The 20088-nt window shown below is 48.3% G+C and carries 25 protein-coding genes and 1 other annotated feature; of the genes, 9 read left to right on the forward strand and 16 right to left on the reverse strand.

All coding sequences use genetic code 11. The features are described from left to right. Window positions 1–232 precede the first annotated feature (232 nt). Window positions 233–604, forward strand: coding sequence for a toprim domain-containing protein (locus tag MHH48_RS30035; RefSeq protein WP_076324859.1), 372 nt, complete (start codon window positions 233–235; stop codon window positions 602–604). A 59-nt stretch (window positions 605–663) separates the two neighbouring features. On the opposite strand, the gene MHH48_RS30040 is transcribed toward MHH48_RS30035, so the two are convergent. From MHH48_RS30040 to MHH48_RS30050, 3 genes are all read right to left on the reverse strand, one after another. Beyond that, entirely contained in the window at window positions 664–1281 is a 618-nt protein-coding gene (locus MHH48_RS30040; RefSeq protein ID WP_076324860.1) for an SCO family protein, read from the reverse strand. Between the two features lie 79 nt (window positions 1282–1360). Next, window positions 1361–2299: a heme o synthase gene (cyoE, locus tag MHH48_RS30045; protein ID WP_076324861.1), complete on the reverse strand. Its 939-nt coding sequence runs from the start codon at window positions 2297–2299 to the stop codon at window positions 1361–1363. 286 nt (window positions 2300–2585) lie between these two features. Continuing rightward, on the reverse strand, window positions 2586–2804 hold the full coding sequence (locus MHH48_RS30050; RefSeq protein ID WP_015737431.1) for an alpha/beta-type small acid-soluble spore protein: 219 nt from the start codon (window positions 2802–2804) through the stop codon (window positions 2586–2588). Between the two features lie 121 nt (window positions 2805–2925). Between MHH48_RS30050 and MHH48_RS30055 the strand changes: the two genes are divergently transcribed. After that, window positions 2926–3093 (forward strand): hypothetical protein, encoded by a 168-nt coding sequence (locus MHH48_RS30055; RefSeq protein WP_179090693.1) that lies wholly within the window; start codon window positions 2926–2928, stop codon window positions 3091–3093. A gap of 12 nt (window positions 3094–3105) precedes the next feature. Here MHH48_RS30055 and trpS read toward each other — a convergent pair whose 3' ends face one another. Further along, window positions 3106–4092: a tryptophan--tRNA ligase gene (gene trpS, locus MHH48_RS30060; RefSeq protein WP_076324862.1), complete on the reverse strand. Its 987-nt coding sequence runs from the start codon at window positions 4090–4092 to the stop codon at window positions 3106–3108. An 88-nt stretch (window positions 4093–4180) separates the two neighbouring features. Continuing rightward, window positions 4181–4423, reverse strand: a binding site (T-box leader). Window positions 4424–4599: 176 nt separating this feature from the next. Here trpS and MHH48_RS30065 point away from each other — a divergent pair. After that, on the forward strand, window positions 4600–5592 hold the full coding sequence (locus tag MHH48_RS30065) for an aldose 1-epimerase (protein WP_076324863.1): 993 nt from the start codon (window positions 4600–4602) through the stop codon (window positions 5590–5592). A gap of 212 nt (window positions 5593–5804) precedes the next feature. After that, window positions 5805–6026 carry an alpha/beta-type small acid-soluble spore protein gene (locus MHH48_RS30070; RefSeq protein ID WP_076324864.1) on the forward strand — a complete coding sequence of 74 codons (222 nt, stop codon included), beginning with the start codon at window positions 5805–5807 and terminating at the stop codon, window positions 6024–6026. A gap of 93 nt (window positions 6027–6119) precedes the next feature. Here MHH48_RS30070 and MHH48_RS30075 read toward each other — a convergent pair whose 3' ends face one another. Both MHH48_RS30075 and MHH48_RS30080 read right to left on the reverse strand, forming a co-directional pair. Further along, window positions 6120–6524 carry an O-methyltransferase gene (locus MHH48_RS30075; protein ID WP_076324865.1) on the reverse strand — a complete coding sequence of 135 codons (405 nt, stop codon included), beginning with the start codon at window positions 6522–6524 and terminating at the stop codon, window positions 6120–6122. Between the two features lie 287 nt (window positions 6525–6811). Continuing rightward, window positions 6812–8605, reverse strand: a complete 1794-nt coding sequence (locus MHH48_RS30080; RefSeq protein WP_076324866.1) for a M3 family oligoendopeptidase — start codon at window positions 8603–8605, stop codon at window positions 6812–6814. A gap of 144 nt (window positions 8606–8749) precedes the next feature. On the opposite strand from MHH48_RS30080, the gene MHH48_RS30085 reads away from it, so the two are divergent. Both MHH48_RS30085 and MHH48_RS30090 read left to right on the forward strand, forming a co-directional pair. After that, window positions 8750–8935: a YycC family protein gene (locus MHH48_RS30085; RefSeq protein WP_076324867.1), complete on the forward strand. Its 186-nt coding sequence runs from the start codon at window positions 8750–8752 to the stop codon at window positions 8933–8935. Then, window positions 8932–9162: a hypothetical protein gene (locus tag MHH48_RS30090; protein ID WP_071222370.1), complete on the forward strand. Its 231-nt coding sequence runs from the start codon at window positions 8932–8934 to the stop codon at window positions 9160–9162. The genes MHH48_RS30085 and MHH48_RS30090 overlap by 4 nt, the downstream gene beginning before the upstream one ends. A gap of 80 nt (window positions 9163–9242) precedes the next feature. Here the strand turns inward: MHH48_RS30090 and MHH48_RS30095 are convergent, their stop codons facing one another. Together MHH48_RS30095 and MHH48_RS30100 are read right to left on the reverse strand one after the other, a co-directional pair. Continuing rightward, window positions 9243–9938, reverse strand: coding sequence for a DUF2225 domain-containing protein (locus MHH48_RS30095; RefSeq protein WP_256720735.1), 696 nt, complete (start codon window positions 9936–9938; stop codon window positions 9243–9245). A gap of 57 nt (window positions 9939–9995) precedes the next feature. Continuing rightward, window positions 9996–10373 carry a globin gene (locus MHH48_RS30100; protein ID WP_076324869.1) on the reverse strand — a complete coding sequence of 126 codons (378 nt, stop codon included), beginning with the start codon at window positions 10371–10373 and terminating at the stop codon, window positions 9996–9998. A gap of 410 nt (window positions 10374–10783) precedes the next feature. On the opposite strand from MHH48_RS30100, the gene ylbJ reads away from it, so the two are divergent. Beyond that, window positions 10784–12013, forward strand: coding sequence for a sporulation integral membrane protein YlbJ (gene ylbJ, locus MHH48_RS30105; RefSeq protein WP_076324870.1), 1230 nt, complete (start codon window positions 10784–10786; stop codon window positions 12011–12013). A 64-nt stretch (window positions 12014–12077) separates the two neighbouring features. Then, on the forward strand, window positions 12078–12881 hold the full coding sequence (locus tag MHH48_RS30110) for an NAD kinase (protein ID WP_009591431.1): 804 nt from the start codon (window positions 12078–12080) through the stop codon (window positions 12879–12881). Window positions 12882–12923: 42 nt separating this feature from the next. Here MHH48_RS30110 and MHH48_RS30115 read toward each other — a convergent pair whose 3' ends face one another. Both MHH48_RS30115 and lipA read right to left on the reverse strand, forming a co-directional pair. Next, the gene (locus tag MHH48_RS30115) at window positions 12924–13472 is read right to left on the reverse strand and encodes a YutD family protein (protein WP_076324871.1); all 549 of its coding nucleotides are present in this window, start codon (window positions 13470–13472) and stop codon (window positions 12924–12926) included. Between the two features lie 27 nt (window positions 13473–13499). Continuing rightward, on the reverse strand, window positions 13500–14393 hold the full coding sequence (lipA, locus tag MHH48_RS30120) for a lipoyl synthase (protein WP_076324872.1): 894 nt from the start codon (window positions 14391–14393) through the stop codon (window positions 13500–13502). Between the two features lie 221 nt (window positions 14394–14614). Between lipA and MHH48_RS30125 the strand changes: the two genes are divergently transcribed. Beyond that, entirely contained in the window at window positions 14615–15694 is a 1080-nt protein-coding gene (locus tag MHH48_RS30125; protein ID WP_076324873.1) for a M23 family metallopeptidase, read from the forward strand. Between the two features lie 107 nt (window positions 15695–15801). Here the strand turns inward: MHH48_RS30125 and yunB are convergent, their stop codons facing one another. The 6 genes from yunB to MHH48_RS30155 form a co-directional block, all read right to left on the reverse strand. Next, window positions 15802–16764, reverse strand: a complete 963-nt coding sequence (yunB, locus tag MHH48_RS30130; protein ID WP_076324874.1) for a sporulation protein YunB — start codon at window positions 16762–16764, stop codon at window positions 15802–15804. A gap of 162 nt (window positions 16765–16926) precedes the next feature. After that, on the reverse strand, window positions 16927–17271 hold the full coding sequence (locus MHH48_RS30135) for a metalloregulator ArsR/SmtB family transcription factor (protein WP_076324875.1): 345 nt from the start codon (window positions 17269–17271) through the stop codon (window positions 16927–16929). Window positions 17272–17274: 3 nt separating this feature from the next. Further along, window positions 17275–17700: an SRPBCC domain-containing protein gene (locus tag MHH48_RS30140; RefSeq protein ID WP_076324876.1), complete on the reverse strand. Its 426-nt coding sequence runs from the start codon at window positions 17698–17700 to the stop codon at window positions 17275–17277. 189 nt (window positions 17701–17889) lie between these two features. Then, a complete protein-coding gene (locus MHH48_RS30145) occupies window positions 17890–18315 on the reverse strand; it encodes a DUF1801 domain-containing protein (RefSeq protein WP_076324877.1) in 426 nt (141 codons plus the stop codon). Window positions 18316–18541: 226 nt separating this feature from the next. After that, on the reverse strand, window positions 18542–19339 hold the full coding sequence (locus tag MHH48_RS30150) for an RNA methyltransferase (protein WP_076324878.1): 798 nt from the start codon (window positions 19337–19339) through the stop codon (window positions 18542–18544). 72 nt (window positions 19340–19411) lie between these two features. After that, on the reverse strand, window positions 19412–20074 hold the full coding sequence (locus MHH48_RS30155; RefSeq protein ID WP_076324879.1) for a TrkA family potassium uptake protein: 663 nt from the start codon (window positions 20072–20074) through the stop codon (window positions 19412–19414). Between the last annotated feature and the right edge of the window lie 14 nt (window positions 20075–20088).

Below are 20088 nucleotides of genomic sequence, written 5' to 3' on the forward strand. Positions count from 1 at the left end.
GTATTGTATATTCTGCTCGTCATCATCTTGAGCTGTTTCTACTAGAATACATGGATTAACCTTGTTACGGCCATCCAGCGGATGGCCGTTTATTTTGCCCGCTTTGCATGATCGATAAAAAACAAGTTAAACTATACATACACCATTCGACACAACCATCATTCGACGGCGGATCATCATTTCCCGGGGAATGCTGCCAAGGATCTCCGTATCATGACAGAGGTGAAAAAAGATGCCGATATTCCTCATTGTAGAGGGCAAGAACGACCGGAGCCGACTACGCCGATTGCTGACATCGGATATAACCATCCTGTGCACATTTGGAACGCTAAACACCGCCAAGCTGGAAAGCCTTCATAAACAGGTGAAGGATCAAGAGGTGTATCTTTTTATGGATAACGACAGCTCCGGCAAGAAAATTCGCGGTGCCCTGCGCGACATCTTCCCTGATGCCGAACATATCTATACGCGCCGGGGATACGCAGGAGTTGAAGGAACGCCTGACGAATACCTGATTGCCCAGTTAGAGAAGGCCGGACTGGAAGAGTTCATCATTTACCCGCCTCCTGCTATTAACAACGCAGATCAGAAATCACTATTTTAAATAAAAAAGGCGTCCTCCATCTTTAACGATAGAGCGCGCCTTTTGGTTTTACCTATAGGTTATTCCTTAATTAAGGTCTTAATGTCCTTCACAATATCCTCGGTCTTCACTTGGGCCGGATCCGCTGCATTATAGGTCTTCCGAATATTGTTATTCCGGTCAACCAATGCAATGGAATTGCCATGCGTGAAATTCGTCGAGTTATTGCCGAGCAGCGGGATTTTGAAAGAGTCCTGCATCAGCTTCCGTGTTTCTTCCTGATCTCCACGAAGGAAGTACCAGCCGTTATAATCCGCATAGAAACGGTCCCCGAACTCCTTGATTTTCTCTTTTGTATCGGTTTCCGGGTCAAAGGAGATGGACACGAAGTTAACTTCTTTACCGAAGATGCCCTCTTTCTTCAAGTCTTCCTGTATTTGCGAAAGAACCAGTGTTGTAATCGGGCATACATCCGGGCAGCTGGTGAAATAGAAGTACATGAGCTTAACTTTGCCCTTGGTATCGTCCGATGTGATCGTCTTTCCATCCACATTCTCCATGGAGTAAGCGGCTACCTCACGAACGATTGGAAACTTTTCTTTTCCGAATCCTAACGAGTTGTATACCAGGTAAATAGCTGCTATTACGCAGACAGCGAGTAGTACCCAAGTCCATTTGTAACGTTTGAATGCATTCATGACCTTCCCCGTTCTCCCTTCGTCTCAGGCAATCCCTGTTCTTGCCAGGTTTAGTTCAGCGTTAAAGCCCTTCCACCTATTAAAAAGTGGTATTGAGTATGAGAACGATCAGGCTCAAGGTCAAGTAGTTGATGGAGATAATAAATACTTTTTTGGACCAAGCTTCATCGTCCTTAGCACGGAAACCTTGGAGCGCGGCGTAAAGCCACCAAATAGCCAGAAGGAGTCCGATAACCAGAAAGAATATACCGGCGTATCCATACGTGTACATCAGGATGGGGATCGGTATAAGCAGTACCAGGTAAGGGATCATCTGATACTTCGTGCGTTTAATTCCTTTAACTACCGGCAATAACGGAAAGCCCGCTGCACGATATTCTTCAACCCGGCGAATGCCCAGTGCCCAGAAATGAGGCGGCTGCCAGAGAAACAGAAGAGCGAACAGCAAAACCGCAGCCATATCTACGGTTCCTGTCACGGCCACATAGCCGATCACCGGAGGCATCGCTCCGGAAATAGCGCCTACCGATGTGCTCCATGTTGATGAACGCTTTAACCATAATGTGTATACCACAACGTATACGAACATTCCGATTGCTCCGAATATACCTGCCAATACCCCTGAGAACAGGAATAACATGGCTAGTCCAACGACCCCAAGAATGATGGCATACCAAAGAACAACCTTTGGTGTCAGCCGTCCGGTTGGAAGTGAGCGATTCCGTGTACGCTCCATCTTCATGTCAAGCTCTCTGTCGAAATAGTTATTGAAAACACAGGACGAAGCCATAACAAGCACGGTTCCGAGAAGTGTCATAATCATCAATCCAAATTGGATATCCCAACGCGATGCTAGCCAAAATCCGGCAAAAGCCGCTATCAAATTTGACCGGATGATTCCGGGCTTCGTTACCGTGATAAAATCTTTCCAAGTCCCCGCCTTATCGGGAGGTGCAGGCGCTGCCGAGGCAAGTGCTGCGGATTCTGAAGGAGCTTGGTATCTCAAGTGATTATCCACGTGTAAACGTTCCTCCTTGTATCTGTCGTTATGGAGGAAGTACTGCCTCCGCTATAAAGTTTATCATATCATTAGTAAAAAGTGTTTAGCAATCCTTCGGAATTCGTTCCATCTATATGACAATTCAGTGACATTTGGAAGCGATATATTCTTGACGTTATGCCGTTGTTTAAGGCACAATTTGTCTATGTAGCAAAGATGGGTGTCGATCCCTTAATATGAATACAAAGCCCGGAGCGCAATTGATAGCGCTCCGGGCTTCCATACTCACGTTATGAGAAAGAGATTACAGCGTGCGGCCAGACCCCGAAAGAGCCTGTTCTGCTTGCTGTACCAAACGTTTTGTAATGTATCCACCCAGGGATCCTGTTTCACGGGAAGTATAGTTACCATAGTAACCGTCCTGAGGAATCGTTACGCCTAGTTCTTGAGCAGCCTCGAGTTTCAAACGTTGTAATGCTGCAGTTGCTTGAGGTACAACCAAATTGTTGCTGCGGCGTGCCATATTAAATATCTCCCTTCACTGAATGTCTGTTATTCCAGTGCAAGCTTGCAAACTTATTATGGCTCCTTCTTGCAACGTTATACGTATTTTTTTAATTTTTATCTTTGGAGGTTTTTTTCATATGAGTAAAGGCTTATCCCTATGGTTTGCGGTCTCTTCGATCATCCTGCTGACCGCCTCGGCCATATCCATCAGCTACAACGGATTTCTGGCCGTCGGTCTGGCTCTGCTCTCCATTCTCAACATAGGCTGGGGATTCATTATCAAATCCAAACGCAAGCCTTCGTAAGAAGAACCCTGCTTATTTACGAGCCAGAAAGCCCATCTTGTCTTTGACGCCATCCAGTATTTGAGCTGCAGTCTTCTGTGCCTGCTCTGCTCCCTTGGCCAGAATGTCATGGATTTCACCGGTTTGGCGAATTTCGTAGTATCTGTTTTGGAGTGGCTCCAGAGCGGCTACTACAACTTCGCCAAGCTCCTTCTTGAATGCCCCGTACATCTTCCCTTCAAAACGCGCCTGTACTTCCTGCAAGGACACCCCAGCACATTCCGAATAGATACTCATCAGATTGCTAACCTCTGGTTTAGCGGATGGGTCATAGACCACTTCGGCCCCGGAATCGGTTGTAGCTCTACTGATTTTCTTGCGGATTTGGTCCGGCTTATCCAGCATCGCAATATAACTGCCCTCAACCGGATTACTTTTGCTCATCTTTTTAGAAGCATCATCCAGCGACATAATTCGTGCGCCTACTTCCGGAATGAACGGTTCCGGCATATTGAAATAGGAACCGAACCGATGATTGAACCTTGAAGCTAAATCGCGCGTGATTTCCAAATGCTGCTTTTGGTCATCTCCGACCGGTACCAGATTGGCATTATACAGCAATATATCTGCAGCCATAAGCGCTGGATAGACAAACAAACCGGCTCCTACGGAATCTTTACCTTCCGATTTGTCCTTAAATTGTGTCATCCGTTCCAATTCGCCCATATTCACCATCGTTGTCATGATCCATCCCAGTTCGGCATGCTGAGGAACATGGGATTGTAGGAAAATATTGGCGCGACTTGGGTCGATCCCGGCTGCAACGTACAGTGCCGCAACCGACTCTGAGCGATCTCGGAGCGAGCTTGGCTCCTGCGGTACCGTAATGGCGTGCAGATCGACGACCATAAAGTAACAATCATGCTCGTCTTGAAGCTTAACAAAATTTTTAATGGCTCCAATGTAGTTGCCCAGTGTCAAATTGCCACTTGGCTGAATTCCCGATAATACTGTTTTCATGACTAGCCCTCCATTTATTTAAACTTTCTTAATCCAAAGTCTGCCCCGCTCGAGGGAACATATATGAACGCAAAAAGGCCTCACATCCGCAAGGGACGTGAGACCGTGGTGCCACCCTTATTCGCTGCACAAACTCTAATACTTAAGCTGCAGCCTTCTATTCTTGTAACGGAGAACACCCGGCCGGCATATTAAGGAATAACAGTATAATCCCTGTTCAGCCTGGCACTCAAAGGTCCATTCAGCAAAGCGGATCCACCGGTTCACATCAACCACCGGCTTTCTGAAGGATGGGCCGCACCTGCTTACTTGTCCTTGTCATCGTGTTTCAATCATTTTGGATCACTATTACATGCAATGATAAAACTCTTGCTCTGCCTTGTCAATTCTATTTTGGAATCAAGTCGTGCGATGTTTTGAAGCATTTCTTTTACCCTTTCCGCAAAAATCTGTTATGATGTGGTTAATCGTCAAGACCATGATTTCTGTTAGTAAAGGAGCATCGATATGAATCAAGTGACCAAAGGCCAGTGGAATGGTTACGACACCTATATTTTAAACAGCGGCCGTCTTGAAGTGACTCTCCTTCCTCGTCTAGGTAACAATGTCATTGGAATCAAAGACCTTGAAAACTCACGCGAAATCCTTCGAAAGCCAGATGAAAGTGAGCTTGCATTCTATCTTCAGAAGCCCTACCACTTCGGCATCCCGATGCTCATTCCGCCAGGCCGGATTTCCAAAGGCCAGTTTGAGTATGGCGGAACAACGTATCAATTTGATCAAAATACCGCGAACAACAATCATATCCACGGTCTCCACCGATCACAGGCTTGGTGTGTCAGCGACATAGAGGAAGAGGATGATGGGTGCGCCGTTTCGACAGAGTTCATATCATCGGATGATCCGAAATGGATCGCCCAATTCCCAGTACCGCTGAAGCTGGAAATGACCTTTCGTCTTCAGGGTGCCCGCTTATCACAGAGTCTTCGTGCAACGAATCTGGGTTCTAGCCCTGTGCCGTTCGGTATGGGTTACCATACGTGGTTCCTGCTCGATGGTGAGCCCCATCGCTGGACGCTGGATCTGCCTGTAGAGGGCATTTATACCTTGAATAATGAACTGATTCCAAACGGCGATCTTTCACCGCTTGGCCATCTGGAACAACTGAATTCCGGACTCAACCTGAAGGAAGCCGACCTTGATACGATATTGAAAATCCCGGAAGGCAAACCAGCCGAAGCCATGCTTCAACGGGATGATGGTTACCAAATTCATTATTCGGCAGACCGCGCCTTTTTCAAGCACTGGGTGCTCTATACGAAAGGCGTCGCAGAGGAATTCCTCTGCATCGAGCCGTATACCTGGCTTCCGAACGCGCCCAATTTGAATCTGCCAAACGAAGAAACCGGCCTGATTCATCTGGAACCGGGACAGACCGTGAACCTGAATACCCAGATCAGCATCCAAAAAACGTCGCCGGAGGCAGAGCAGGGTAGTTAAGCCATTTCATGTGAGCCATAAGATCTTCATATACTTAATGTTTCAACAAGAGCAGTCCTTTGAAATCAAAGGGCTGCTCTTGTTTGTCTAAGATAACGACCATTCCAGCGATTAGGATAATTTTACCACCAAATGATCTGCCTCAAGCACGAATGAGATTCCTAGGATTCAGTCATAATATCCATATACAACATCAAAGGAGGTGACATGACATGGCTCAAGGTCGTTCTTCTAACAATCTTGTCGTACCTCAAGCAACTGCAGCTCTTCAACAATTGAAAGTAGAAGCAGCTCAAGAACTGGGTGTAACGCTTCCTCAAGACGGTTACATGGGTAACTATACTTCCCGTGAAACAGGTTCATTGGGAGGTTACATCACCAAACGTCTGGTACAATTGGCTGAGCAGCAATTATCGGGTCGTTCGAACCAGTAATTCGCATCTCTTCCCTCCAGCCGTAATTAGAAAGAGGCGATCTTCTCCCCAAAGATCGCCTCTTTCGTTATATATTCTATATGATAAATGATTTCAGGATTCCGAAGCAGCTTCGGCATATGTATTACGAGGGTACCGAATCATCAAGTTGGCCATGTTATAGTTGGATTCAAGTATAGCATCTACAACGACAATGCCTTGTCGTACCATAAATTCATAACTGATTTCGCCGTGTGTCCAGTGGCGTTTATGTTTCAGACTTTCAAGCGCCATCGTACGAAAAGAGAGTTGTTGAGCTTCACTTAGCCCCTCCTCAAGTGGAGCTATGACCCCGTTACGCCCAGCCAATGGATTATGCCGTATGCCAAATTTACCAATTACATTGTTTCGTATTTGTACAAATACTGTCCCTGAACTTAGACCTCCCAACTCTTCTTCCAGCTCTTTAAAAACGATGTCCAATTGTCTAGCCAGTGATAATTGATCTAGTTTTACCATCTCTTCTCCCCTCCTTTATTAGTAAATTCTCCCTATTACTAGGGCTTATGACTCATTATAGGGTAAAGGAATCAATGTATCAACAATATTCAACACATTTGGGTATTTATTACTAAAATTGCACAAATAATTTAGTTTTCAGCTCCTTTATTGCGTCAACTTTCATTCTTTTACGACAAAAAAAGAAGCCCAAACGGGCTTCTTCATAGGTTGGAATTTGCATGTACTTGGGAGGCAAAATCCTCTAGCAAATTCTTTTATCTGTTATTCCGATGAAAATCAACAAATCACGCCATATGTTCCGTCATTTGCAAGAATTGTCTAATATCGGATACGCAAGAGTCGGCTGCACTTTGCCAGAATTCGCGCTGGGTCAGATCCACATTCAGATGTTTCCTTGCCAGATTCTCCACGGACATCACGCCGGTGTCACGAAGTAGGGCATCATATTTATCTGCAAAGGTCGGACCTTCTTCCAATGCCCGAACATAAAGGCCGGTACTGAACATATAACCGAAGGTATATGGGAAATTGTAGAACGGCGTCCCTGTGATATAGAAATGAAGCTTGGATGCCCAGAAATGCGGATGGTATGATGTCAGAGCATCACAGTAGGCTTCCTTCTGCGCCTCAACCATCAATTCCGAAATTTCCTCGCTGCTGAGCAGACCGCTCTTCCGTTTGTCATAGAAGCGGGTTTCGAACAAGAAACGGGCATGAATATTCATAAAGAAAGCTACGCTGTTCTGAATTTTCTCTTCCAGCAGTGCCAGCTTTTCTTCTTCGCTGCCGGCACCCTTCACCATGGCATCAAAAACAATCATTTCAGCAAAAGTAGATGCCGTCTCGGCAACATTCATCGCATACTTTTGGTTAAGCACCGGAATTCCGCCCATCAGATGCTGATGGTAGGCATGGCCCAGTTCATGCGCCAGGGTCGAAACGTTCGAGGCTGTTCCGCCAAACGTCATGAAGATTCGGGTCTGGCCGCTAGCCGGGAAGGAAGTGCAGAAACCACCCGGTCGCTTGCCGGCGCGATCTTCGACCTCAATCCAGCTCTTATCAAACGCCATTTGCGAGAAATCCGCCAATCTCGGGCTAAACTTACGGAACTGCTCCACAATGTTAACAGCGGCATCGTCATATGAGATTTTGGTTGCGGAAGTACGCAGCGGGGCATCTACATCAGTCCAAGACAAGCCTTCCAGACCAAGCAGCTTCGCTTTACGGTTTAGGTACTCCACAAGCACCGACTTGGTGTCCTGGATAACAGCCCACATGGTATCAAGCGTCTCACGGCTCATACGGCCAATCGCTAGCGGCTCCTTCAAGATATCATCCCAGCCGCGATTCTCGTACAGCTTCAGGCGGTAGCCGGATAAATGGTTAAGGGTATCCGCACAGTAATCAGCGGAGTCTCCCCATGCCTGCTCCCACTTTTCGAACATGGATTGGCGTACTTCCCGGCGAGGATCATGCATTTTATTGAATGCCTGTCCTGCGGACAACATGACCGTCTTACCGTCTTCCTCATACGGAATCTGGATTTTCTTAACGATGGTATCGTAGAACTCTCCCCATCCATGATAACCGTCTACGCCAAGCGATAGAGCTAAGCTCTCTAACTCAGGGCTCATCTTATCCTTTGCGAGATTACGGCTTTCGTTCAATACGAAATCAAGCTCGGACACCTTATCTGTACCGGTCCAAGCGGTCCAGAGTTCGTCATCCATTCCACGAAGAATGTTATCGAATTGGTTCTTAACCGATTGCAGGGTCGCGGACAACGACGTTACCCGTCCGGATAATTGAACGGCCTTCTTGTCATTCACATTTTGCGCGGTCAGGCAACCCACGAATGCAGAGACTTCACGGATACGGGCATAGGCGCTCTGGAACTGCTCAAGGAAGCGTTCAAGGCTGGAGGCGCCCTCCATGGTTTCCGGAACGGTCAATGCTTTAACGGCTTGCTGAAGATTATGTACATCCTGCTCAAGAGACTCAAGAAAGCTGACGAGCTGCGTTGAGGAAGAACCTCCGGGAAATATCGATTCCAAATCCCAAGTTTGTTGAAGTGCCATCGAACATTCATCACCTTTCAAAATAAAATATGAATTCAAGCGGAATACCATTTGTGTGGACTTAGGGAAAAGTGTATAACTATATATAACTCAATTTATGTTATCCCTGCTACAACCAATTTACTGCTGAAGGAGCCAAAAGCCATGAGACCTTTGCAAATATCACCGGAGACGGCCGTTACACTATCCAAGCAGCTGGGCGTTCCGCTGGAACAGCTGATGCATATGCCTCAGCATATATTAATGCAGAAAATTGCCGAGCTTGCCAAGAATGAGGAAGCGAAAGCAGCGAAACAAGATGATGAGTCCCCATCATCGGAGAACTCATGATTCCTTTTTCCAATACTTGGCCTTATGATGTCGTTGGAAACGACGTGTATGTACACAGCTGCCCATTCTGCGGAACCGACAATGTATTGCTGCCGATGAAACCCAAGGAACTGATAAGCGTAAGGGAAGGGAAAAAGAAGCTGCTGATCTTCCCCTGCTGCCACAACAAAGTAACCGTGCTGGACAGCGACATCGACTACTTGCTCACGGATCAGCGATTACGCTGACTTCACCGTAGAGCATGAGTTCAGCCTATTCGTGTTTATCCAAATAGCCTGCTGACCCACCCTTCAGCGGGCTATTTGCATTAGGACTCTGCCTGAAGTGCCGTGTTCTTCTGCTCCCGAATCTGCTCGGATATCAGCTTCCACTGCTCTCTGGATGCGCGTATCATCGCGGCATCCATAATCTTGTCATCCTGGACCACTCTGGAGAACCATTGAACCGCCTCCTGAAACTGTCCCAGCCTTCTGTGGATCTCCCCGATCAGATACAGCAGCCTAGCATCATTCGCCCCTACCCCTTCCAGCTCAAACACTCGGACATAGGATTCCAGGCTATAACTCAAGAACCGCTTCTCTTGATCCTCGTTGCCCTGATAACGGTACAGCCAAGCGATATGATGCAGCAGGCTGGCCACAATACGATCCCGCTCCCCGATCACTTGCGCACAGAGGAGAGCCAGCTTGTACGACTCCAGAGCATCCTCCAGATTGCGCGAGCCGCTCATATCCCTCTTCTCCCAGCGGCGTCCGACTTGCTCATAAAAGAGCGCCTTCTGCCGTTCGTTCAATTTCAGGGTCGAGTTTTCCGTGGAGGCAAAACCGCATTCAGGACAGATCCGCACCACGTAAAAATCGGGATTCTCCGATTTATAGTAAGCGCAAAAATCCGTATCTGTACGGTATGCCTTTTTAAAGCTGGGTCTCACCCTGGACGTTACATATTCATGCTCACAGTGCGCACAAATCACCTTGATGGAATACAAGGGTTCCAATTTCACGCCATTCGCCATCCCTTCATTCGTGTCTAATTCCTGTTTAGATGTAGGTATATGGCACTAAGGAGTATTCACGAAATGGTGGGCGGGACCGGACAGACGCTGCAGCACAAAATCACGTAATTCATCCTCCACGCCAATTTCGATTAGGGCTCCTGCCATGCAGCCAAGCCATTCTTCGGCATGGCGATCCGTAATCGGGAATTTCATGTGCCTGGCCCGCATCATCGGATGTCCGAATGCTTCCGAGAACAAGGCTGGCCCTCCAAAAAACTGGCTCAAGAACATATATTGTTTCTCCATCACCGGCATAATGTCTTCCGGAAACAATGGCGAAAGCAGCTCATTTTGCTGCACTCTCGGATAAAAAGCTTCGACGAGCGAACGTACACCCTCGGCACCCCCGAGGTTATCATAGATGCTTAAGTTCGGATCCATATCCGCTAATTCTCCCATCTGTTATATGATTCGCTTTCGATTGGATGTACCTATCCATTATACCAAAAAACAACAAAAAAAGGCGCTAAGCCATGGTTAGCACCTTTTAGAACTTATTAATAACTGCGCCAGTCCTCTTCACTCTGGACGAGAGAAGCACGTATAACATAAACGAAGGCGCATACTAGGATACCTGCGACTATGCTCATGATCATCACTCCATCCAAACATAATACGAAAGATGTGCTTTGATGTTTTTTATTATAGCACAATATCCCCGAAAATAAAGCATAAATGTAACCGCTTTCTCATGTTTTTTTATACTGTTTGTCCTATATCCTGCATAGATTTTTAATAACGGACCTATATTTCTATCATTCACATCGATGCCAGGGGGCGTATTCCTTATTATGACCATGAAAAAAATGGGCTGGCTCTTGCTTGTGACGGCACTGCTCAGCGTAATTGTCCTAATGGCTTTATTTCCCGAAGCTGCGCTTCAATCCGCACTCCGCGGCCTGTCGATATGGTGGGACGTGCTATTCCCTTCCCTATTCCCGTTCTTTGTTATTTCAGAGGTGCTGCTGGGGTTTGGCGTAGTGCACCTGATTGGCACGCTCCTGGACCCTATGATGAGGCCGTTGTTTCGTATTCCGGGCGCAGGAGGATTCGTGGCAGCGATGGGATATGTTTCAGGATACCCGGTCGGTGCCAAATTAACCGCCAAGCTATGGGAACAAAAAATGGTAAACCGGGAGGAAGGTGAGCGGCTTGTTGCTTTCACTACCTCTTCTGACCCTATATTTCTAATTGGAGCGGTCTCTATCGGGTTCTTTCACGACCCCAAGATTGGTTTGATCCTTGCCTTGTCCCATTATGGTGGAGGTTTCCTCGTGGGCTTGATTATGAGATTTCATGGCAGGCATGAATCCAATAGAGCAACCGATTCACTCCACCTGTCCCAGGCTAAGACAAGCAGACTAAAGGCCGCCCTGCATGCCATGCACGCGGCACGTGAGCAGGATGGCCGAGACCTCGGCACCTTGTTAAGACAAGCGATACATTCATCGCTTCAGCTCATTATCGTTGTCGGCGGGCTCGTCGTTTTCTTCTCCGTATTTCTTGAGCTCTGGACCCAGGCCGGCGCCATGCCAGCGCTAACTGAAGTCATCAGTTTGCTGTTATCTCTAGTTGGGATGCCTGAATCCTTATCCACAGCCATCGTAGGAGGATTGTTTGAGGTCACACTCGGTGCTCGATATGCCGGCGAAGCGGGGGCGGCAATTCCATTGCCATACAAAGTGGCCGCGGCTGCCTTTATATTGTCATGGGGCGGCTTGTCCGTTCATGCCCAGATCATCAGCATCCTGAACTCTACCAACCTTAGATACTTCCCTTTTGTCATTGCCAGATTGATACATGGTGTGATTGCCGCGACCGCTGTATTACTGCTGTGGAGAAGTGTCATGGGATCTTCGATACCGACCATGGCGCTGCCGGCTGTTTCGGATTCCGCCCTAAACGGGTATACCCATATTATGGCGGCTTTCTGCATCCTGCTCGGTTTCCTGATTGCGGTTGCGTTGTTTATTCAGATCATTCGAGGACTGCAGCAGAAAATCCGCAAATTCCCAAGGTGAACATTGTGTTCTTCTCCAAGATTGATTATCATCTTTATATAACCTTACAAAGGAGCTTATCAACTTGAGATATTATGTTCTGGACCGCGGTGACCCATTGTCTGTCGAGCTGACCCAGCAATTTCACAAGCTGGCGGAACAGCGGGGGTTTGTGCTGGATGCAGAATCTCCGGAAATTGTGGTCTCAATCGGCGGAGATGGTACAATGCTGCATGCTTTCCATACTTTTATTGACCGTATTCCTGACCTCGCTTTTGTCGGTGTCCACACGGGCCACTTGGGATTCTATGCTGATTGGAAGGCCGATGAACTGACAGAGCTGATTGATCATATGAGCGGAGAAGGCGAACACGGCAACGTGAAGCCGCGCCTCGTCAAGTACCCCCTGGTTCAACTGGAAATTCATAAAAAATCAGGAACGTCCTCTTACATTGCCTTAAACGAATTTACGCTTAAAGGCGTTGACGGTACCGTTGTCGCGCAGATTGACATTAACGATGTAACCTTTGAGATGTTCCGAGGAGACGGGATCTGCGTGTCCACGCCGTCCGGAAGCACGGCCTATAACAAAAGTGTCGGCGGAGCGATGGTTCATCCTTCCATCGATGCTCTGCAGATCGCGGAAATCGCCTCGATTAACAATCGGATTTTCCGTACGCTGGGCTCACCGCTGCTTCTGCCTAAGCATCATCATTGTGATATATTCTCGCGTAAAGAACAGCGTTTGCTGCTTACTATCGATCATGTGAATATCTCGATTGACGACCTCGTATCCGTACGCTGTCAAGTGGCGGAACAGCAGGTCAGTTTTGCACGCTATCGGCCGTTCCCGTTCTGGAATCGTGTCCGTGATGCATTTCTTGGCTAAAAAAGAAGAACGGCCACCTGACTTACTGGTGACCGTTCTTTTTTATTGTGGCTGTTCAGCTGGAGGATTAGGCTCCTTGGAAGGCTTTGCTTCCTTCTCTTTGGACTCCTTAGCATCCTTAAGATCACGTGGCTCGCGTCCGGATTCCTTTGCTTCGCGCCGCTCGCGTTGGTCCTTGTGCTCTTTGTCTGGTTTAGGATCCTCCTGCAGGGTTTCCTTACTTCCCTTCGCTTCCCCCTCACCCTTGGTTTCCTTGGGGGGGAATTCACGAATCTCCACAGGCTCTTTGGAATTGGATTGCTCTTTGCCATCCTTCTGCTCCTTGGTTTTCTGAAGCACGAAGTGAGCACAGCCAAAATTGCAGTATTCGTTAATGTAATCAGACATGCTGGAGAAGGTAGAATCCTTGGCAGCCTTAGGATGATTATCCCGATAGAAACCTTTAAGCCGAAGCTGATTGTAACCCCAATCTCCCACGATGTAGTCATAACGGTCCAGCACCTCGCTGTACCGCTCCCGGAAAGCTTCCAGATTCCAGCCGTTTCGATGGTCCTTTAACACTTCATAACTCTTGTTTCCGATAACGATCATTGAAAGCTTCCCCTGCCTTTCCAAAGGTTAAGACTGCACGGTCTCTTCCTTGTTGCGTTCTGCAGATTTCACTTGCTCGTGTGCATGATAGGAGCTGCGCACCAGAGGGCCGGACTCCACGTGGCTGAATCCGCGCTTCATTCCCTCTTCCTTCAAGATCGCAAACTCTTCCGGCGTATAGTATTTTTCCACATTCAGATGCTTCGGCGAAGGCTGCAAATATTGGCCGATTGTCATGATATCGCAACCCACCGAACGCAGGTCATCCATCGCTTCCAGAATTTCATGCCATTGTTCGCCGACACCCAGCATAATGCTGGACTTGGTCGGAATATCAGGCTGCATGGCCTTGGCATTCTGCAGCAATTGCAATGAACGGGTGTACTTGGCTTTGGCGCGAACCCGATCGGACATTCGCTCCACCGTCTCAATGTTATGGTTCAGGATGTCCGGTTTCACATCCATCACGATCTTAAGTGCTTCTTCGCTTCCCATAAAATCTGGAATCAGCACTTCCACCGAGCATAGCGGCAGACGTCTGCGAATGGCTTTAACCGTTTCAGCGAATATGTAGGCTCCGCCATCTTTCAGATCATCCCGTGCCACACTTGTTACTACGCAGTGACGCAGGTTCATCTGTTCCGCCGCTTCCGCTACGCGTTCCGGCTCCTGAAGATCCAGTTCCGTTGGAAGTCCCGTATTGACAGCGCAGAATCGGCAGGCGCGAGTACAAATATCACCCAGAATCATAAAGGTTGCCGTACGATTAGCCCAACATTCATAAATATTCGGACAGCGAGCCTCTTCACACACCGTGTGCAGTGTCTTGGATCGCATCATGCTTTTGATTTCTTTATAATTATCGCCAGTAGTCAGCTTGATTCGAATCCAGTCAGGTTTTGGCTGTTTGGTTTTAGACAAAGAAAAAACCTTCTTTCGAATTTATTGATGTAACTCAAGACATACCCCATCGTTTGCTGTCCCATATTATATCATGAAAACCATCACATTACTTGTTTCGCATCGATATGAGATTAATCTAGTTGCGGCATGGATAAAAATCCTTGTTTCGTTTCACCCTACAGTATAGGCATGACTGTCCGTCCTTAATTATGACAATCCAAAAGGAGGAGAAGGACACATTGAGGATTTTTAAACCATTGAGCGCAAGCGGCATCATGATTCGCTGCACTGCTGCAGCTGTGGCTGCCTTGACAGCTGCCTGCTGCATGTGCGGGCCTGTGTCCGCATCCACCTCTATTGCGGTCAGCATAACTGACGATACGGTAAAAACAACGAATGCTAGCGCCATTTTCGCAGACCGGAAGTCGTTATACGATGAGATTTCCACCGTTACCCAAATTCCTTGGTATCGCCTGGCTGCCATTGACCAGTATGAGCGGACACTAACTAGAGTCCACCCCAAGGATCGCAAGCATTCGGACCGGACGCTCGCCATCTTCATCCCCTCCACAAGATGGGCCGGGGCGTTAAATCCCAATCAGGAAGATGTAAATCCGACGTCGATCAGCGTATTTTCCGGCATCGGGCTGGATGGAGATGGGGATGGCAAGGCAGACCGGAATAATGATATCGACCTGCTATATACCGTTGCGGCAAGACTCTCACCCTACGGGCATGCTGCTGATGATTTCAGCATCGGGCTCTGGTCATACTACCAGAACACGCGGGCCGTACAGCGCGTCATGCAATACGCCAAATTGTATGAAACCTTTGGAAAGCTGGACTTGTTTGACCATGCATTTCCTCTCCCGGTCAAAAGCAACTACTCATACCGAAGCACATTTGGAATGGGCCGCAACTGGGGAGGAAGAAGAGTTCATGAAGGCACGGACTTGTTTGCCAATTATGGAGTCCCTGTCCGGAGTACGTGTTACGGCGTTGTCGAAATTAAAGGCTGGAATAAATATGGCGGGTGGCGCATCGGCATCCGTGATTTGAACAATCATTATCACTATTACGCCCATCTGCAAGGCTTTGACAAAGGGATCTCGCTCGGGGATGTCGTTACGCCGGGTCAAACCCTCGGCTGGGTTGGCAGCTCCGGCTATGGCAAGCCGGGAACCCAGGGCAAATTCCCTCCACACCTCCATTACGGCATCTACCGGGATACCGGATTGACCGAATGGGCATTCGATCCTTACCCGCTGCTGAAACACTGGGAAATGGAAGAAAAACGCTCGAAAAAAACGCGCTCCTGAGTTCAACCCAGGGGCGCGTTTTCTCCGTAAGGACATACATAACTGGCCAACTGAATCATGGTGCAGGCTTCCATACGCTGGCGCCAAAATGGAATTAGACAGCGCTCTTAGCCTCCGGTGTTGTTTCCCCCCGTTTGTCCGGATAAATCCGCTGCGCCAGGTGAAGGTTCCAGAGGCGGCGTTGTTCCATCTGGAGGATGATCCGGCGTTGTTGCAGGCGGGATTTCCTGCTCCGTATTATGGCTGTTCTCATTCGTAACGGGCGGCGGTATCGCTATGCTCGGCGCACTTGCCTTGTTCTCACCGACGGCCTTTCCTTGCCCGTCATAATAATACATCGGCACATCGCCGACCACGAGCAGATAAGAGATGGGAATATCGGTTTCCACAATCTGCGGCTCCATGTCAAAAGGAACAACAACCGCTACTTCCGTTACAATGTGGACGAATACCTCCACCAGAATCATGTTGATGCCTGCACCCTGCTGCCTGGTGTCCAGTTGAACCTTCACCGCTCCCTGCGGCTCGATCTTTAATGGAATTTGCGGACCGAATGACGCGATGATCGGGCTTTTTAACACCTGACCAAGCGGAATATGCTCCTTGCGCTTATGGATATCGTCCAATGTGCTCTGAACAACCTCCGTTGTATGGGACGTGATTTTTAAATGCTCGGCATAATTCAGCATGAATCCCGTCACTTTGCCGGAGCTATCCGTTTTCCAATTGACCAGATTATCAAAATCCTTGCCCTGCGTCACCTGAGAGGTGATCGCTTTATTAATCGCTTCAGTGGCAATCTGTTTGACCCTTATTTGGGCTAAATGCATGATCGGCGGCCGCAGATTCTGTTCAATATACATAAAAAACTCAACGATCCCAAACACAAGGAGCAGAGCACCGATCAGCCACCATTTTTTCACGCTGCGTCGTTTGGCAACCTGAGGACGCCCTCGGCTCTGCGGTACGGTCCGGAAACCTCTGCGCGGTGGTTTATAAGCTCTCCTTGGTTTGGGCCATGATAGGGACGGAAAAGATAAACGTCTGCTTCCCCATCTCTTTCGTCTCATGCTTGGTCCCCCCTATTTACTCCCAGAGGAGCATCTTTACCATGGCAAGCTATCCTGTATAGAGGGTATGCGGACAAACGGCAAAAAAGAAGAGCAAGGTTGGCTTATCCTCACTCTTCTTCCTTATAGATACTCATTTTCAAGAAAGACTGAATCAAGAATCTACTGGTCGTTCTTTGGATGGTCTTCTTGATCTTCCACATAATATTTCAGCATCGACAGTTTATTCTCCCAGAAGCGGTCGAAATAAGCCAGCCAATCTTTTAATTCCTGAAGCGGTTCAACATCCAGCCGATAGCGGGTTTCGCGTCCAACCTTGCGGTCCTGCACAAGTCCCGCTTCCTCCAGAATTCGGAGATGCTTGGAGACAGCGGTCCGCGTCATGGAGAAGTGCCCTGTAATTTCTTTAACCGGCATTTCCTTATCACTTAACAAGCCAAGCAGCTTACGGCGTGTCGGATCTGCGATCGCTTGATAAACATCATGCTTCGGAGCAGCTTGCGACATAGATTAGGCCTCGACGTATCCCGCAAGCTTCTGAACAATGCCTGCCCAGCCTTTGTCCATACGGCCCCGTACGATATCGTGAGCTTCCTCGAACTCGGTCACTTGATCCGCTGTCCAACCGCCGTGTATGAGCGTGAATTCCGTATGATCTCCCTGCTGTACCAGTTCGAACGTAACGCTCCAATCCTTGCCCCAGTTAAAAGACAAACGGTTAGGCTTGTCAATAAGCGTGACCTTGCAAGGAGAATTTCCCCATGGGCCTGCATTCAATTGAAACTCAAATCCTTCCACTGGTTCAAAATTGTTGGGCATGAACCAAGCCGAAATTCCTTCAGCCGTTGCCACGGCTTTCCACACCTTCTCGATGGGTGCTTTCAGCACAAGCGTATGACGAATATCCAGCAGCTTGCCGTTTGATGTGTTATCCATATCACATTAACCTCGCTTATGTTTAAAATTATGAAACCATTTGGTTTCCCTTATTGCATTATAGGACACCAAATGGTTTTACGTCAAATACCAATATTCACCTTATACCCATTCAGCACACCTAGGTCCAGCTCCCCTTGAAGCCAGGCAAACCAGGCATCTTGCCAACATCTCATGACTTTGAACTCGCTAGGTCTGAGCCGGGTAGGTCTTGTTCAAGAAGGCGATCGATTCCCGAATCAACTGCTTTAGGACCTCCATATCAATGTCCGCCACTTTATTAATATACACGCAGCCTTTTCCCGCCGTATGTTTACCGAAACTCGTCAACAGCTCCCCCCGCCGCTCATCGCCCGGCGCAAAATACAGGCTGATTTTTGCTTTGCGCGGCGAAAAACCTACAAACGGCGCATCTCCTTCATGCCCGGTAGCGTAGCGGTAATGGTAGGAGCCAAAGCCGATGATGCTGGGTCCCCACATCTTAGCCGGAAAACCGCTCGTCTCCTCAAAGACCTCCAGCAAACGATAAGCATCCTCCCGTTTTTTTGGCGAATCCACTTGCTCTATAAACTCCACCACGCTGTGATCCGTTTCTTTTGTTTTTTGCTCGTACATGGGTTTACTCCTTTCGAACACTCTGTTATTATTACCATCCTTATCAAAAATAAGAAAAACGTCATCGACGTACTTGCATAGAAGACAGACCGCATTTGTTTTTCTTGCGAGATAAGAAGGGTAAGCCTCTGAAGCTTACGCTTTCTTATCTCTTAAATAAAAAAAGCCGGATATGATTAGCAATTGCTTTCTAATCACTTCCAGCCTTGTCGAACCGCTCCGGTCATTATTGACCGGCGTACTCTCTTTGCCGTAAAGCCTCATACATCAATACCGAAGCAGCCATAGCCGCATTCAACGATTCGGCTTTCCCCGGCATGGGAATCCGGATCGCATCGTCCACAAGTTCCGCAACCTCAGGTGAGACACCGCGCCCTTCGCTTCCGATCACGATCCAGCTTGTCCCTTGGAAATCATACTCGAAGCAGGAGCGATTCCCTTCCAGCATGGTTGTGACCAATCGAGCTCCCCGTTCCCTGGCTTCCGGCAAAATGCTCAGCAGATCACCCTCCAGCACAGGTAGATGAAACAGGGATCCCATGGTAGAGCGCAGGGTCTTGGGGTTATACAAATCCGCACAGCCGCGTCCCAGAACCACGCCTGCAGCCCCTACGGCATCTGCGCTTCGTATGATGGTTCCCACGTTCCCCGGGTCCTGAAGACCGTCCAGAACGACAACCAAACCGTTCTCGCGCAGGATCAGATCCTGCCATTGACGTGCTTCTTTGCGAACCACGGCAAACACCTGCTGCGGTGACGGCGTATCACTGACCTTCGAGATGACGGCATGGGATACGCCAATCCATTCGGCGCCTTGTCCTGTATCCGATATATGACGGAGTTCTTGGGGAATCCCCTTCTCCACATCATAAGCAACGCACTCGATGTCCGCTCCGGATGACAGTGCTTCCTGTACGAGATGAATGCCTTCCACCACATACTTGTTCTGCTTGTCTCGATGTTTTTTCTCCTGCAGCTGTGCCCAGCCCTTCACTCTGGCATTCTGCGGCGATAGTATCTCCATGTAATCCATCCGTTCTTTACTTATATACAAAACCGAGTCCAGCTCAACCCAGCATACCGCAAATGGACAGTATTACTTCGGATAAGCAAGCTCCAGCTTCGTTAAGTCATTCTTATGCCCCACAATAACGAGAATATCGCCTTCCTCAATCCGGTCATCCGGACTTGGCGAAATGTTCATGTCCGCATCACTTCGAATCGCCATGACATTGCAGCCGAACCGTGCCCGAATATCCAGCTCTATCAGATTGTGACCGACCAGATCTCCTGTAGCAAGCATCTCCATAATGCTGTAGTCGTCTGACAAATCGATGTAATCCAAAATATTCGGTGACACCAGATGATGGGCAACCCGAAGCCCCATATCCCGCTCAGGGAAAATCACCTTATCTGCACCGATTTTGTTCAGCACTTTTCCGTGCAGTTCATTCTTCGCTTTCACGATAATGGCCGGAACGCCAAGATCCTTCAAGATCAGCGTAGTCAAAATGCTGGATTGAATATCCTCCCCGATCGCCACGACAACCACATCAAAATTCCGTATGCCCAGCGCCCGAAGCGCTTCTTCATCGGTCGAATCCGCCGATACGGCATGCGTGACCATACTCGCGATTTCCTGAATGCGCTGTTCGCTCGCGTCTACGGCTAATACATCAAATCCCATGCTGCTCAATTCCTTGGCAACACTCGTGCCAAAACGCCCCATACCGATTACTGCGTACTGCTTCTTAGCCATTTATATATCCCCCC

This window comes from Paenibacillus sp. FSL F4-0100 (assembly GCF_037993005.1).
In the GTDB taxonomy this organism is placed as follows: Bacteria; Bacillota; Bacilli; order Paenibacillales; family Paenibacillaceae; genus Paenibacillus_AQ.

Coding starts and splice junctions, on each gene's coding strand:
- MHH48_RS30035 (WP_076324859.1), top strand. CDS start 233: ATGCCGATATTCCTCATTGTAGAGGGCAAGAACGACCGGAGCCGACTA.
- MHH48_RS30040 (WP_076324860.1), bottom strand. CDS start 1,281: ATGAATGCATTCAAACGTTACAAATGGACTTGGGTACTACTCGCTGTC.
- MHH48_RS30050 (WP_015737431.1), bottom strand. CDS start 2,804: ATGGCACGCCGCAGCAACAATTTGGTTGTACCTCAAGCAACTGCAGCA.
- MHH48_RS30055 (WP_179090693.1), top strand. CDS start 2,926: ATGAGTAAAGGCTTATCCCTATGGTTTGCGGTCTCTTCGATCATCCTG.
- trpS (WP_076324862.1), bottom strand. CDS start 4,092: ATGAAAACAGTATTATCGGGAATTCAGCCAAGTGGCAATTTGACACTG.
- MHH48_RS30065 (WP_076324863.1), top strand. CDS start 4,600: ATGAATCAAGTGACCAAAGGCCAGTGGAATGGTTACGACACCTATATT.
- MHH48_RS30070 (WP_076324864.1), top strand. CDS start 5,805: ATGGCTCAAGGTCGTTCTTCTAACAATCTTGTCGTACCTCAAGCAACT.
- MHH48_RS30075 (WP_076324865.1), bottom strand. CDS start 6,524: ATGGTAAAACTAGATCAATTATCACTGGCTAGACAATTGGACATCGTT.
- MHH48_RS30080 (WP_076324866.1), bottom strand. CDS start 8,605: ATGGCACTTCAACAAACTTGGGATTTGGAATCGATATTTCCCGGAGGT.
- MHH48_RS30085 (WP_076324867.1), top strand. CDS start 8,750: ATGAGACCTTTGCAAATATCACCGGAGACGGCCGTTACACTATCCAAG.
- MHH48_RS30090 (WP_071222370.1), top strand. CDS start 8,932: ATGATTCCTTTTTCCAATACTTGGCCTTATGATGTCGTTGGAAACGAC.
- MHH48_RS30100 (WP_076324869.1), bottom strand. CDS start 10,373: ATGGATCCGAACTTAAGCATCTATGATAACCTCGGGGGTGCCGAGGGT.
- ylbJ (WP_076324870.1), top strand. CDS start 10,784: ATGACCATGAAAAAAATGGGCTGGCTCTTGCTTGTGACGGCACTGCTC.
- MHH48_RS30115 (WP_076324871.1), bottom strand. CDS start 13,472: ATGATCGTTATCGGAAACAAGAGTTATGAAGTGTTAAAGGACCATCGA.
- yunB (WP_076324874.1), bottom strand. CDS start 16,764: ATGAGACGAAAGAGATGGGGAAGCAGACGTTTATCTTTTCCGTCCCTA.
- MHH48_RS30135 (WP_076324875.1), bottom strand. CDS start 17,271: ATGTCGCAAGCTGCTCCGAAGCATGATGTTTATCAAGCGATCGCAGAT.
- MHH48_RS30140 (WP_076324876.1), bottom strand. CDS start 17,700: ATGGATAACACATCAAACGGCAAGCTGCTGGATATTCGTCATACGCTT.
- MHH48_RS30145 (WP_076324877.1), bottom strand. CDS start 18,315: ATGTACGAGCAAAAAACAAAAGAAACGGATCACAGCGTGGTGGAGTTT.
- MHH48_RS30150 (WP_076324878.1), bottom strand. CDS start 19,339: ATGGAGATACTATCGCCGCAGAATGCCAGAGTGAAGGGCTGGGCACAG.
- MHH48_RS30155 (WP_076324879.1), bottom strand. CDS start 20,074: ATGGCTAAGAAGCAGTACGCAGTAATCGGTATGGGGCGTTTTGGCACG.